Genomic DNA, 12,234 nt, shown 5'->3' with positions numbered 1-12,234 from the left:
CATGCGGGTGCGGTACGTGCACCGCGGCTACTTCCCGGCGCGCGCCGGGGCCGAACTGATGACGCAGTACCTCGCCGCCGCCATGCGCCGGCGCGGACTCGACACGGGCGTCTGGAGCGGGCAGGTGGACGAGGACTCCGCCCGGTTCCTGGCAGCCGCCGGGGTCGGCCTGGAACCCCTGCCCCCCGCCGGGGCCGAGGGCACCGCCCGGCAGGCGGACCTGGTGCACGCGGTGGACGCCTACCATCCCGAGGACATCCGGGCCGGGCTGCGCCTCGCCCGGGCCTGGGACGTCCCCTTCGCCGTCACGCCCGCCTCCGCGCCCGAGGTGTGGCCGGACCGGCAGACCGTACTCGACGGCTGCCGGCAGGCGGACGCCGTCTTCGTCCTCACCGATGCCGAGCGGGCGATGCTGCGCGCCGAAGGCGTCGCCGACCGGGCACTGCACCTCATCGGACAGGGACCCCATCTGCCGGGCACCGCCGACCCCGAGGGCTTCCGCCGGGCGCACGGCATCACCGGCCCGCTGGTCCTCTTCCTCGGCCGCAAGATGCGCTCCAAGGGCTACACCGTCCTGCTGGAAGCGGCCCGCCAGGTCTGGCAGCGGCATGCCACCGCGCACTTCGCCTTCCTCGGCCCCCGCTGGGACGCCGACTGCGACGAGGTGTTCGCCGCCCACGCCGATCCGCGGATCACCGAACTCGACCTCGTGGACGAGGACGTCAAACACAGCGCGCTGGCGGCCTGCGACCTGTTCTGCCTGCCCTCCACCGCCGATGTCTTCCCGCTGGTCTACGTGGAGGCCTGGTGCTGCGGCAAACCGGTCATCGGCTCCTCCTTCACCGGCAGCGCCGAGGTCATCACCCACGGCGTCGACGGCCTGATCGCGGACCCGGCCGCCGGGCCGGTGGCCGAGGCCATCGGCCGGCTGCTGGCCGACCCGGAGGAGCGGGCGGCGATGGGAGCCCGCGGACACGACCGGGCGAGGCGCGAACTGACCTGGGAGGCGGTCGCCGACCGGGTGCACGCGGTCTACACGGACCTGGTGTCCGCCCGTCCCCACCCCGAGGGGGCGCGATGAGGGCCGTCGTCCTGGCCGGGGGAGAGGGCCGCCGGCTGCGCCCCGCCACCCTCAAGATCCCGAAACCGCTGATGACGGTCGACGGGACACCGATCCTGCACCTCATCCTGCGGCAGCTCAGCGGTGCGGGCTTCACCCACGTCACGCTCTCGCTCGGCTACCGCGCCCACATGATCGAGGCCAGCTTCGGCGGCAACCGCTGGTCGGGCCTCGAACTCGACTTCTCGCTGGAGCGCGAACCGCTGGGCACCGCAGGTCCACTGGCGCTGCTGCCACCGCCGGAGGACTCCACCCTCGTGATGAACGCGGACGTCCTCACCGACCTCGATTTCGCCGCGCTGTGGTCCCGGCACAAGAAGTCGCAGGCGACCGCCACCATCGCGCTCGCACCACAGCACCTCGACATCGCCCACGGCGTGGTGCACATCGACGAGGAGGAGCGGGTGACCGACTTCCGGGAGAAGCCCCGCATGGAATTCCTGGTCAGCAGCGGCATCTACGTCCTGGAACCCGCACTGCTGCGCTACCTGCCGCCCCGCGGCCGGTACGACATGCCCACCCTTCTGGAGACCGCCCGCCGCCAGGGCGAGCGCATCGAGGGCCATGTCTTCGACGGCGCCTGGCACGACATCGGCACCCCCGAGCAACTGGCCGAGGCCACCGCGGCGTTCCGCGCCGACCGCGCCCGCTACCTCGGCCGCACGCACGGCCCGGGCCGCGCCGGGCCGCCCGGCGCACCGTACGCCCGTACCGGCAGCGCGGAGGAGGTGGTGGGCGGATGACCGACTGGAAGATCAACCTGTACCGGCCGGAGCTCACCGCGGCCGAGACCGCCGCCGTGACCGAGGTCATGACCTCGGGATGGCTGTCCGCCGGGCCCGTCACCCGGGACTTCGAGGCGCGCTTCGCCGCCGCCCTCGGCGTGGACGACGCCGTCGCCGTCAGCAACGGGACCGCCGCCCTGCACCTGGCCGTCCTCGCCCTGGGCCTCGGCCCGGGCGACGAGGTGATCCTGCCCTCGCTCAACTTCGTCTCCACGGCCGCCGTGGTCTCCCTGTGCGGTGCCACCCCCGTCTTCGCCGAGGTCCGCGGGGACCACGACCTGTGCGTGGACCCGGCCGACATGGCCGCCCGGATCACCCCGCGCACCCGGGCCCTGGTCGCCGTGCACTACGGCGGGTACGCGGCCGAGCTGCCCGCCCTGGCCGCCCTGGCCCGGCGCCACGGACTCGCCCTGATCGAGGACAGCGCCCACGCCCCCGCCACCCCCACCCCGCACGGCGTCCTGGGCACGGTCGGCGACATCGGCTGCTACAGCTTCTTCGCCACCAAGAACCTCGCCATGGGCGAGGGCGGTGCCGTCGTGGCCCGCGACCCCGCCGTGCGCGAGCGGATCCGGCGACTGCGCTCGCACGCGCTGACCGTCGGCGCCCAGGACCGCCACCGCGGGGGCCCCTCCCTGTACGACGTCGACGCCCTCGGCCTGAACTACCGCCCCACCGAGATCGCCTGCGCCATCGGCCGGGTCCAGCTGGACGCACTGCCGGCCGCGGCGCAGCGGCGCCAGGAGGCGGTACGGGCCTACCGGCGTGCGCTGGCCGGCCTGCCCGGCCTCACTCTGCCGTTCGCCGGCCACCGGGTCGAGGACAGCGCCCACCACCTGTTCCCGGTGGTGCTGCCCGAGGGGACGGACCGCGAACAGCTCCAGGAACGGCTGCGCGCCGCCGGCATCCAGACCGGTGTGCACTACCCGCCCACCCACCTGTTCACGGCCTACCGGACCCGCCTGGGACTGGGCCCCGGCAGCCTGCCGGTCACCGAGAGCGTCACCCGCCGGCAGCTGTCGCTGCCGCTGCACACCGGGATCGGCCCCACGGAGGTCGAACAGGTCGCCGAGGCGGTGAGCTCCGCATGGCAGCCGGCCCGGTGAACGCTGCCGCCGTGGGGCGCATCCGGCTCGTGGACGGGGTCCCGCACCGCGACGGTCGGCCCTTCTTCAGCGTGGGCTGCAACTACCACCCCTCCCGCACCGGTTGCGACTACTGGCGGGAATGGGACCCGCAGGCACTCGACGCCGACTTCCGCGCCATGGCCGCCCTCGGCTTCAACACCGTGCGGTTCTTTGTCTTCTGGTCCGACTTCGAGCCCGAGGAGGGCCGGTACGACCCGGTGATGACCGAGCGGCTGCGCGAACTGGCCCGCCTCGCACACCGGCACGGCCTGCTCTGCCTGCCCTCGCTGCTGACCATCTGGATGAACGGGCAGCTCTTCGACCCGCCCTGGCGGCGGGGCCGCGACCTGTGGCACGACGCGGACATGGCCGAGCGGCAGCGCGCCTTCGTGCACCACATCGCCGCGTCCCTGCATGCGGAGCCCAACATCTTCGCGTACGACCTCGGCGACGAGGTCATCCACGTCGACCCGGCCGCCTCCGCCACCGTGGACCCGGCCGGGGCCCGCGCCTGGTGGGCGCTGCTCGCCAACGCCGTACGCGCCGCGGACCCGGGCACCCTGGTGCTCCAGGCCAACGAGGGCTCCGCCGTGTTCGGACGGCACGCCTTCCGGCCCGAGCACGCCGAACCGCTCGACCTGGTCGGACTGCACGGCTTCCCGGTGTGGACCCCGTTCGGGATCGAGGCCGTCTCCGCCCCCAAGGCCACCTCCTACCTGCCCCACCTCGTCCGCCGCGGACGGGCCCACGCCCCGGTGTACGTGGACGAGATGGGCAGCTACGGGTGTGACGAGGCCACCGCCGCCGGCTATCTCCGCGCCGCCGCACACAGCGCCTTCGCCGCCGGGGCGGTCGGCACCGCCGTCTGGTGCTGGCAGGACTTCACCACCGAGCGCAAGCCGTACGCGCTGCGGCCCGGCGAACGCCTGGTCGGACTGCTGGACGCGGCCGGCCGCCAGAAGCCCGCCATGGCCGAGTACCGGGCCTTCGCCCGCCGGGTGACCACCGGCGAACTCGCGGGCTTCCGGCCGCTGCCCGCCGAGGTCGGGATCTTCCTGCCCGAGCGGACGGCCGGCCCCGAGTCCGGCTACCTGGCCGGCCCCGAAGCCGCATCAGGGGCCGGGGAGACCGCCGCGTTCGTGGCCGATCTGCTGCTCCAGCAGGCCCATCTGCCCCACGAGTTCCTGGGCCGCACCGGCCCCGAACCGGGCCGGCACACGCTGGTGGTCTGCCCCTCGGTACGGCAGCTGTCTCTCGCCGACCGGCGGCGCCTGGAACGGTACGTCGAGGCCGGCGGTGTCCTCCTGTACACCACCGGCGACCTGCTGGGCGGCGCCGGCGACGAGCACCTGTTCGGCATCCGGATCAAGGACTTCACCCGGCGCAGCGCCGACCAGGACCGGATCGGCTGGGCCGGCGTCGACCTCCCGGTCGAATGGCCGCCCGGACCCATCCCGGTGATCGACGCGGCCGGCGCCGAGGTCCTGGCCGCCTACCCGGGCGGCGCGCCCGCGCTGACCCGGCACCGGCGGGGCCGGGGCACCGCGTACTACCTGAACGCGCCGCTGGAGGAGCGGCTCGGCGCCCCGTACCGCCTCGAGGAGGCCCCCTGGCACCGGCTGTACGCCGCGATCGCCGAGGCACACGGCATCCGGCCCGCACTCAGCGCCGACGATCCCCGGGTGGAGACCACCGTGCTGGAACGCGGGCCGGAACGCTGCGGGGTGGTGATCAACCACGCCCCCCTGCCGGTACGGACGGTGCTGCGCCGGGCGGGTACGGCCGAGCGGCTCACCCTGGAGGCGAAGGGGGTGCACCTGGTGCGGTGGCGGACCGCCGCGCAGGCGCCTGCCGCCGCGGCCCCGCACGACCCGGAGGGCATCCCCGCATGATCATCGACTCCCATGTCCACGCCGGGGAGCTGTACCGGCACTACTCGGCCGCCTTCGCCGAGCAGATGACGGCCACCACCGGCCGGCCCCCCGAGGCGCTGTCCGCGCCCGAGGCCGCGCTGCTCGCCGAGATGGACGCGGCCGGCGTGGACCACGCCTTCCTGCTGGCCTTCGACGTACGGCGCGTCGAGGGGTTCTCGGTGCCGAACGAGTTCGTGGCCGACCTGTGCGCCCGCCATCCGGGCCGCTTCACCGGCTTCGCCTCCGTGGACGCGGGCACCCCCGGCGCCGCCGCCGCGCTGCGCCACGCCGTCACCGGACTGGGACTGCGCGGCCTGAAAACCGCCCCCTGCTACCTGCGGATGTCACCCGCCGACCGCCGTTGGTACGAGGTCTACGAGACGGCGGCCGAGCTCGGCATCCCCGTACTGGTCCACACCGGCTACACCCCGGCGAAGAACGCCGACGGCCGCTACTTCTCCCCGCTGCTGCTGGAGCCGGTGGCCCGGGACTTCCCGGACCTGACACTGATCCTGGCCCATCTGGGCACACCGTGGACCGGACCCTGCGTGGAACTGCTCGCCCGCCACCCCCGCTTGTACGCCGACCTGTCGATCTTCGGCTCCTACCGGCCGCCCGAACGGGTCGCCGAGGCCCTGGCCCACGCCCGCGCGCGGGGCGTGCTCGACCGCGTGCTGTGGGGCACCGACCACCCCTTCGCCGCCATGACCGACTCCGTGGCCCGGATGGCCGCCCTGGCCCGCGACAGCAGCCTCTGGCCGCCCGGCGCCGATCCGCTGAGCCCCGAGGAGTACCGCGCCGTGATGGGCGGAACCGCCGCCCGCCTGATGCCCACGAGCCACACAAGCCACACGATCCGCACGAACCAGGAATGAGGACGCAGACACGATGACATTCGCCCAGGGATACGAATTCGACGCCATGTCACGCCGCCCCCTGTACGGCGACGTGACCCAGCGACTGGTCGACATCTGCGCCGCCCCCGCCGGAGGCGTCGTCGTCGACGTCGGCTGCGGCTCCGGACTCGCCACCCAGCTGCTCCTCGAACGCTTCGACCAGGTCGGCTCCGTCGTCGGCGTCGACCCGTCCCCGCACGAACTGGCCATCGCCCGTGCCCGCCTGACCGACCCGCGGGTCCGCCTCGTCCAGGGCCGCGCCCAGGACGTCGCCTCCCTCATCGGCCCCGTGGACGTCACCGTCCTGAGCAATGTGATGCACCAGATCCCGGCGACCGAGCGGGCCGCCGTCATCACCGGCTGCCACCGGATGCTCCGCCCCGGAGGCCGGTGCGCCGTCAACACCCTCTTCTACGAAGGTGCCGTGCCCTCGGCGACCCGCCGCTTCTACGCCTCCTGGCTGCGCACCGCCCGCGCCTGGCTCCAGCAGCGGGGCAGCGACCTCGTACTGGAGCGCAGCCGGCCGGTGGCGATGCAGACCCTGACCCCGCAGGACCACGAACGACTCTTCACCGAAGCCGGGTTCGCCGAGGTCACCTCCGAGGAGGTGGAGTACGGATGGACCCTCGACGACTGGGAGGCGCTGTGCGGCTACTCGGTCTTCATCGAGGGCGCCACCGGCCTGACCGGCCCCACCGGACTCGCCCTCGGCTCCGAGGCACTGACGGCGGCCCTGCACACCACCTTCCGCGAACTGGAGCTCAGCGAGGTCCCGCGCCGCTGGCTCTTCGTCCACGGGGTCAACTAGCCGTGGTCGGCCCGGCCATGGGCGGCGGCCCCCTGTCCTACGCCCAGCAGGGCATGTGGTTCCTGGAACGGCGGGCCGGCACCACCCTGTACGCCGACCCGATGACCTTCCGGCTCGTCGGCGACCTGGACCACACCGCCCTGCACCGGAGCATCGAGGAACTCGTGCGCCGCCACGAGGCGTTGCGCACCCGCTTCCCCGTCGTCGCCGGCACCCCGGTCCGACAGGTGACCGACGACGTCCGCGTCCCACTCGGGCAGGCCGACCTCACCGGCCTGCCGGTGTGGGAGCGGGACGCAGCCGCCGACCGCTGTCTGGCCGAGGACCTCCGGCGCCCGTTCGACCTGGCCAGGGGCCCGGTGGTGCGGGCCGCGCTGATCCGCCTCGGGGCCCGCGAGCACCTCCTGAGGATCACCGCGCACCACCTGGTCTCGGACGCCCGGTCCTGGTGGGCCGTACTCTTCCGGGAACTGGAGCAGCTCTACACCGCGTTCCTGCACGGCCGCCCCTCACCCCTGCCCTCCGCCCCCGCCCAGTACGGGGACTTCGTCCGATGGCAGCACGACTGGCTCGACGGCCCCGCGTACGCCCGGCAACTGGCCCATTGGGAGCGGGCACTCGCCGAGGTGACCCCGCTGCCCGACCTCTCCCTCGCCACCGCCGACCCGCCGGCCGGCCGGGCCACCACCGCCCGCCCGGCCACCGCCTGGCTGACCTTCCCCCAGCCTCTGCACCAACGGCTGCGCGCCGTCGCCCGCGAGGCCCGTGTCACCCTCTACATGGTGCTGCTCACCGCCTTCGGCCAGGTGCTGCGCCGCCACACCGACACCGACGACCTCCTGGTGGGCACCCGGGGCGGATTCCGCGGCCGGCCGGAGTTCGAGCAGGCCGTCGGATTCTTCGTCAACGTCCTGCCCATCCGCCTCCGGGTGGCCCGGGACGCCGACTTCGGCGCCCTGCTGGGCCAGGTGCGGCACACCCTGCTCGGCGTGTACGTGAACCGGGACATCCCGTACGAGCGACTGATGGCCGAACTCGGCCTGAAGCGCCCCGGCTTCCGGCCGGTGATCAACGTCTGCGTCTCCTTCCAGTCCACCCCCGAGGTGCCGCCCGCACTCGAGGGCCTCCACGCCACCCTGGTCAACCACGACCCCTACTCCGGCTACGCGCTCGACCTCGGCTTCTACGAGGAGGACGGGGCGCTGCGGGCGCTGCTGACCCACGACCGAGGCCGGTACGACGACGAAGCCGCCCGCCGCCTGCTCGACGAACTCGTCGACACCCTGCGAACCGTGGCCGACCCCGCCGAGTCCCCGGACCGCCCCCATCGCCCGAGGAGCGCCGTATGAGGGCACTGCAATGGCACGGACCCCATCACGTGAAGCTCGCCGAGGACGTCCCCGACCCCCGCATCGAGGCTCCCGACGACGCCGTCGTCCGGGTGGTCACCAGCGCCGTCTGCGGCACCGACCTGCACCCCTACCGGGGCGAGATCGCCTCGTTCACCCCCGGGACCGTCACCGGACACGAGTTCACCGGCGTCATCGAGGCGGTCGGCCCCGAGGTCCGCGGCCTGCGGCCCGGCGACCGCGTCCTCGCCTCGGACGTCATCGCCTGCGGGCGCTGCTGGTACTGCCACCGGGGATGGCACTACCAGTGCGAACGGGTGGGCCTGTTCGGGTACGACACCGTCGTCGGTACCACGGCCTACCCCGGCGGCCACGCCGAGTACGTCCGCGTGCCCTTCGCCGACGTGGTCCTCTCCCCGGTCCCCGACGGGGTCGGCGACGAGCAGGCCCTGCTCATCGGCGATGTCCTGGCCACCGGGTACGCCGGCGCGTCCGGCGGCCGGGTCCGGCCCGGGGACACCGTCGCGGTCGTGGGCTGCGGGCCCGTCGGCCTGCTGGCCCTGCGCTGCGCCTGGCTCCTGGGGGCCGCCCGGGTGCTGGCCGTCGACCCGCTGGAGAGCCGCCGCCGGCTGGCCGCCGGACAGGGCGCCGACCCGGTGCCCGCCGGCGAGGGCCTGGCCGACCGGATCCGGGAACTGACCGGGGGACGGGGCGCGGACGTGGTCCTGGAAGCCGTCGGAACGGACGCCTCGCTGCTGAGCGCGCTGGAGATCGTACGGCCGGCCGGAGTGGTGTGCGCCGTCGGCGCCCATGCCTCCACCGCCATGCCCATGCCCACCGGGCCGGCCTTCGGCAAGGAGATCACCCTGCGCTTCGCCGTCGGCGATCCGATCCGGGACCGGGAGGCCCTGATGAACCTGGTGCGCGCGGGCCGGATCGACCCCACCTTCGTCATCTCGCACCGGCTCGCGCTCGCCGAGGCCGCCGAGGCCTTCCGGCTGTTCGACGCCGGTGAGGCGAGCAAGGTGGTGCTGCTCCCGTGACCACCTCCGAGTCGGCCTCCCGGACCGGCTGTGCCGGGGTGCACCGGCTGGTCGAGAGCCGGGCCCGCCACACCCCGGATGCGCTCGCCGTGCTCAGCGGCGACCGGCGGATCAGCTACGTCGAGCTCGACCGCCGCGCCGGCCGGCTCGCCCGGCTGCTGCGCCGCCGCGGAGTGGGGCCCGAGGTGCCGGTCGGCCTGTTCCTGGACCGGTCGGCCGACCTGGCGGTGGGCATCCTCGCCGTTCTCAAGGCGGGGGGCGTGTGCGTGCCGCTCGATCCCTCCTACCCGGCCGAGCGCCTGGCGTTCATCCGGGAGGACGTGGTCGCGGCCCTGGTCCTGACGCGGCGCGACACGGCCGCCGCTCCGGCCCTGCGGGGTGCCACGGTGCTCTGCCTGGACGAGGAGGCGGAGGCTGACGCGGACGCGGACGAAGCGGCGAAGGCGGACGCGGACGAAGCGGCGGAGCCGCGGCTGCACCCGCAGAACCTCGCCTGGATCGCGTACACCTCCGGCTCCACCGGCCGCCCCAAGGGCGTCGGACTCGCCCATGGCCCGCTCGCCGACCTCGCCCGCAACATCGGCCGTCGCCTCGACCTCGGGCCGGCCGACCGCGTGCTCCAGTTCGCCTCCCCGGGCTTCTCGGTGGCCGCCGAGGAGATCCTGTCCACCTGGGCCGCCGGCGCCTGCCTCGTCATCGACCCCGACGACTCCCTCGCCGACGCGGCCGGCCTGCTGGCGGTGACCCGCAAGCAGTCCGTCACCGTCCTGCAACTCACCCCCGCCTACTGGTACGAGTGGCTGCGTGAGCTCGACCGGGACGGCACCCCGCACCCGCCCGCCTCCCTCCGCCTGCTCGTCGTCGGCAGCGAACAGGTCGCTCCCGACCGGGTCGCCGACTGGCTGCCCAGCGGCGTACGGCTGGTGCAGGAGTACGGCGCCACCGAGGGCACCGTCTCCCAGCTCCTGTACGAGGTGCAGCGCGAGGACGCGGCGGCGCTCCGCCGGTGGCCGCGCGTCCCCATCGGCACCCCGCTGCCCGGGATCCGGGTCCATGTGCTCGACGAACGGCTCCGCCCGGTGCCCGACGGCGAACCCGGCGAGCTCTACCTGGCCGGGCCGTGCCTGGCCCGGGGCTATCTCGGCCGGCCCGCCCTGACCGCCGGGCGCTTCCTGCCCGATCCGTACGCCGAGCACCCCGGCGACCGGATGTACCGGACCGGGGACCTCGCCCGGCGCCGTCCGGACGGCGCCCTCGAATTCCTCGGCCGCGCCGACCACCAGATCAACATCCGCGGTGTCCGCATCGAACCGGGCGAGGTCGAGACCGCCATCGGCCGGCACCCCGGGGTGGCCGGCAGCGCGGTCCTGTCCCGCGCCACCGCCGCCGGGACCGATCAACTGTGCGCCCTGGTGGTCTGGGAGGAGGGACGGGCCGACGAGGCCGGGCTGCGCGACCGGCTGCGGAACACCCTCGCACCCGCGCTCGTCCCGGCCCGTATCGTCGCCGTCCCCGATCTGCCGCTGAACCCCCATGGCAAGGTGGACCGACGGGCGCTGCGCGACCTGCCGCTCGGCCCCGCGCAGCCGGAACCGGGGCCGGAACCGGGCGCTGCCGCACTCCGCACCCCGCTGGAAGCGGCCCTGGCCGGAGTCTGGGCGTTCACCCTCGGCCTGCCCCGGGTCGGGGCCGAGGACGACTTCTTCGCCCTCGGCGGGGACTCGCTGACCGCCACCCGCCTGACCGCCCGGCTGCGCGAGGTCCTCGCCGTCGACGCCCGCCAGCGCATGCTGTTCGAGGCCCCCACCGTGCGCGCGCTCGCCGCCCTGCTCCAGTCCCGGCGGCCCGGGACCGGCGGCAGGTCCGCCGGGACGGGGGAGGGGGCATCGCGCGCGCCCCTGACTCCCGCCCAGCGACGCATGTGGCTCCTGCACCGGATGGCCCCGTCGAGCACGGCCTACCACGAACCGGTGGTCCTGCGACTGCACGGCCCGCTCGACGAGCACGCGCTGACCGAGGCGCTGCGCCGGACCGTACGCCGGCACGCCGCCCTGCGCACCACCCTCGGCGACGAGGACGGGCGACCCGTCCAGATCATCGCCCCGCCCGAGGCCGCCGACACGCTCGCCCCCGCCCGCTACGACCTGACCGGCCGGCCCGAGGCGGAACTGCACCGCACCCTCGCCGAATGGGCCGCCGCCCCCTTCGACCTCCGGCGCGGCCCGCTGCTGCGCACCGCCCTGCTGCGGGCCGCGCCGGACGAGCAGGTACTGGCCCTCGTCGTGCACCACATCGTCTTCGACGGATGGTCGACGGACGTGCTGTTCCGCGATCTGGCGGCGCTGTACGAGGAGGCCCGCACCGGCGCGGGCGCCGCCCTGCCGCCGCTGCCCGTCCCGTACGCGCAGGTCTGCGCCCACGGGGACCGGCAGCAGACCGGAGCCACCGGTCATGAACGCCAACTCGCCTACTGGAAGCGGAAACTGGCCGGTGCGCCCCCGCTCACCACCCTGCCGGGGGGCCGCCCCGCCCCGGGCGCCGGCCATGTGGTCCGGCACTCCTTCCGGGTACGCCCCGAGGCGGCGGCCCGGCTGCGGGAGCTGGCCGCGGCCGAGCGCGCCACCCCCTTCATGGTGCTGCTCGCCGGCTTCAAGGCCCTCGTCCACCGCGCCGGCGGCGCCCGGGACCTGGTCGTCGGCACCCTCCTGGCCGGCCGGGACCGGCCGGAGACCTCGGACATGATCGGCCTGTTCACCCGCACCGTGGCGCTGCGCACCCGTCTCCCGGAGCAGGTCACCTTCCGCGGGCTGATCCGCGCCGTCCGGGACACCGTCCAGGAGGCGCTCGCCCACCAGGACGTGCCCTTCGAGCGGATCGTCGAGGAACTGCGCCCGCCCCGTGACCGCCGCCACAACCCCGTGTTCCAGCTGATGTTCTCCTACGGCGGCACGACCGTCCGCGCCCCCGCGTTCCCGGGCCTGACGGTGACACCCCTGCCGGTCGACACGGGCGGGGCGAAGTTCGGCGCCACCGTGATGCTGGACGAGGACGAGGACGGCGGCTACCGGGGTCGGTTCGAATGCGACCCCGCCCATTACGACGAGCCCACCGCGCGCCGGCACAGCGAGGACTTCGCCTCGCTGCTCGCACTGCTGGCCCAGACCCCCGACGCGTCGATCTGACGCCGTCGCCC

At 74.6% G+C, this 12,234-nt stretch carries 9 protein-coding genes; all 9 read left to right on the top strand.

The annotated features are described in order from the left end of the window. Window position 1: 1 nt before the first annotated feature. Genes DEJ50_RS01445 through DEJ50_RS01405 form a run of 9 tightly spaced genes read left to right on the top strand, consistent with a single transcriptional unit; the run spans window position 2 to window position 12,223 of the window. Window positions 2-1,081: a glycosyltransferase family 4 protein gene (locus tag DEJ50_RS01445; protein WP_150205595.1), complete on the top strand. Its 1,080-nt coding sequence runs from the start codon at window positions 2-4 to the stop codon at window positions 1,079-1,081. Next, window positions 1,078-1,863 carry an NDP-sugar synthase gene (locus tag DEJ50_RS01440; protein WP_150205594.1) on the top strand — a complete coding sequence of 262 codons (786 nt, stop codon included), beginning with the start codon at window positions 1,078-1,080 and terminating at the stop codon, window positions 1,861-1,863. Before DEJ50_RS01445 ends, DEJ50_RS01440 begins: the two co-directional genes overlap by 4 nt. Further along, window positions 1,860-3,011 (top strand): DegT/DnrJ/EryC1/StrS family aminotransferase, encoded by a 1,152-nt coding sequence (locus DEJ50_RS01435; RefSeq protein WP_150205593.1) that lies wholly within the window; start codon window positions 1,860-1,862, stop codon window positions 3,009-3,011. The genes DEJ50_RS01440 and DEJ50_RS01435 overlap by 4 nt, the downstream gene beginning before the upstream one ends. After that, window positions 2,993-4,924: a beta-galactosidase trimerization domain-containing protein gene (locus tag DEJ50_RS01430; RefSeq protein WP_150205592.1), complete on the top strand. Its 1,932-nt coding sequence runs from the start codon at window positions 2,993-2,995 to the stop codon at window positions 4,922-4,924. Before DEJ50_RS01435 ends, DEJ50_RS01430 begins: the two co-directional genes overlap by 19 nt. Continuing rightward, window positions 4,921-5,820: an amidohydrolase family protein gene (locus DEJ50_RS01425; RefSeq protein WP_150205591.1), complete on the top strand. Its 900-nt coding sequence runs from the start codon at window positions 4,921-4,923 to the stop codon at window positions 5,818-5,820. Before DEJ50_RS01430 ends, DEJ50_RS01425 begins: the two co-directional genes overlap by 4 nt. A 13-nt stretch (window positions 5,821-5,833) precedes the next feature. Further along, a complete protein-coding gene (locus tag DEJ50_RS01420) occupies window positions 5,834-6,649 on the top strand; it encodes a class I SAM-dependent methyltransferase (protein WP_150205590.1) in 816 nt (271 codons plus the stop codon). 2 nt (window positions 6,650-6,651) lie between these two features. Further along, the gene (locus DEJ50_RS01415) at window positions 6,652-7,998 is read left to right on the top strand and encodes a condensation domain-containing protein (protein WP_223837516.1); all 1,347 of its coding nucleotides are present in this window, start codon (window positions 6,652-6,654) and stop codon (window positions 7,996-7,998) included. Continuing rightward, complete coding sequence (locus tag DEJ50_RS01410) at window positions 7,995-9,041, top strand: alcohol dehydrogenase family protein (RefSeq protein ID WP_150205588.1); 1,047 nt, start codon at window positions 7,995-7,997, stop codon at window positions 9,039-9,041. The genes DEJ50_RS01415 and DEJ50_RS01410 overlap by 4 nt, the downstream gene beginning before the upstream one ends. Next, the gene (locus DEJ50_RS01405) at window positions 9,038-12,223 is read left to right on the top strand and encodes a non-ribosomal peptide synthetase (RefSeq protein WP_150205587.1); all 3,186 of its coding nucleotides are present in this window, start codon (window positions 9,038-9,040) and stop codon (window positions 12,221-12,223) included. The genes DEJ50_RS01410 and DEJ50_RS01405 overlap by 4 nt, the downstream gene beginning before the upstream one ends. Window positions 12,224-12,234 lie beyond the last annotated feature (11 nt).

This window comes from Streptomyces venezuelae (assembly GCF_008642295.1).
Taxonomy (GTDB): Bacteria; Actinomycetota; Actinomycetes; order Streptomycetales; family Streptomycetaceae; genus Streptomyces; species Streptomyces venezuelae_C.
Note: the sequence above shows the minus strand (reverse complement) of the source record. Positions and strands in the feature narration are given on the sequence as shown.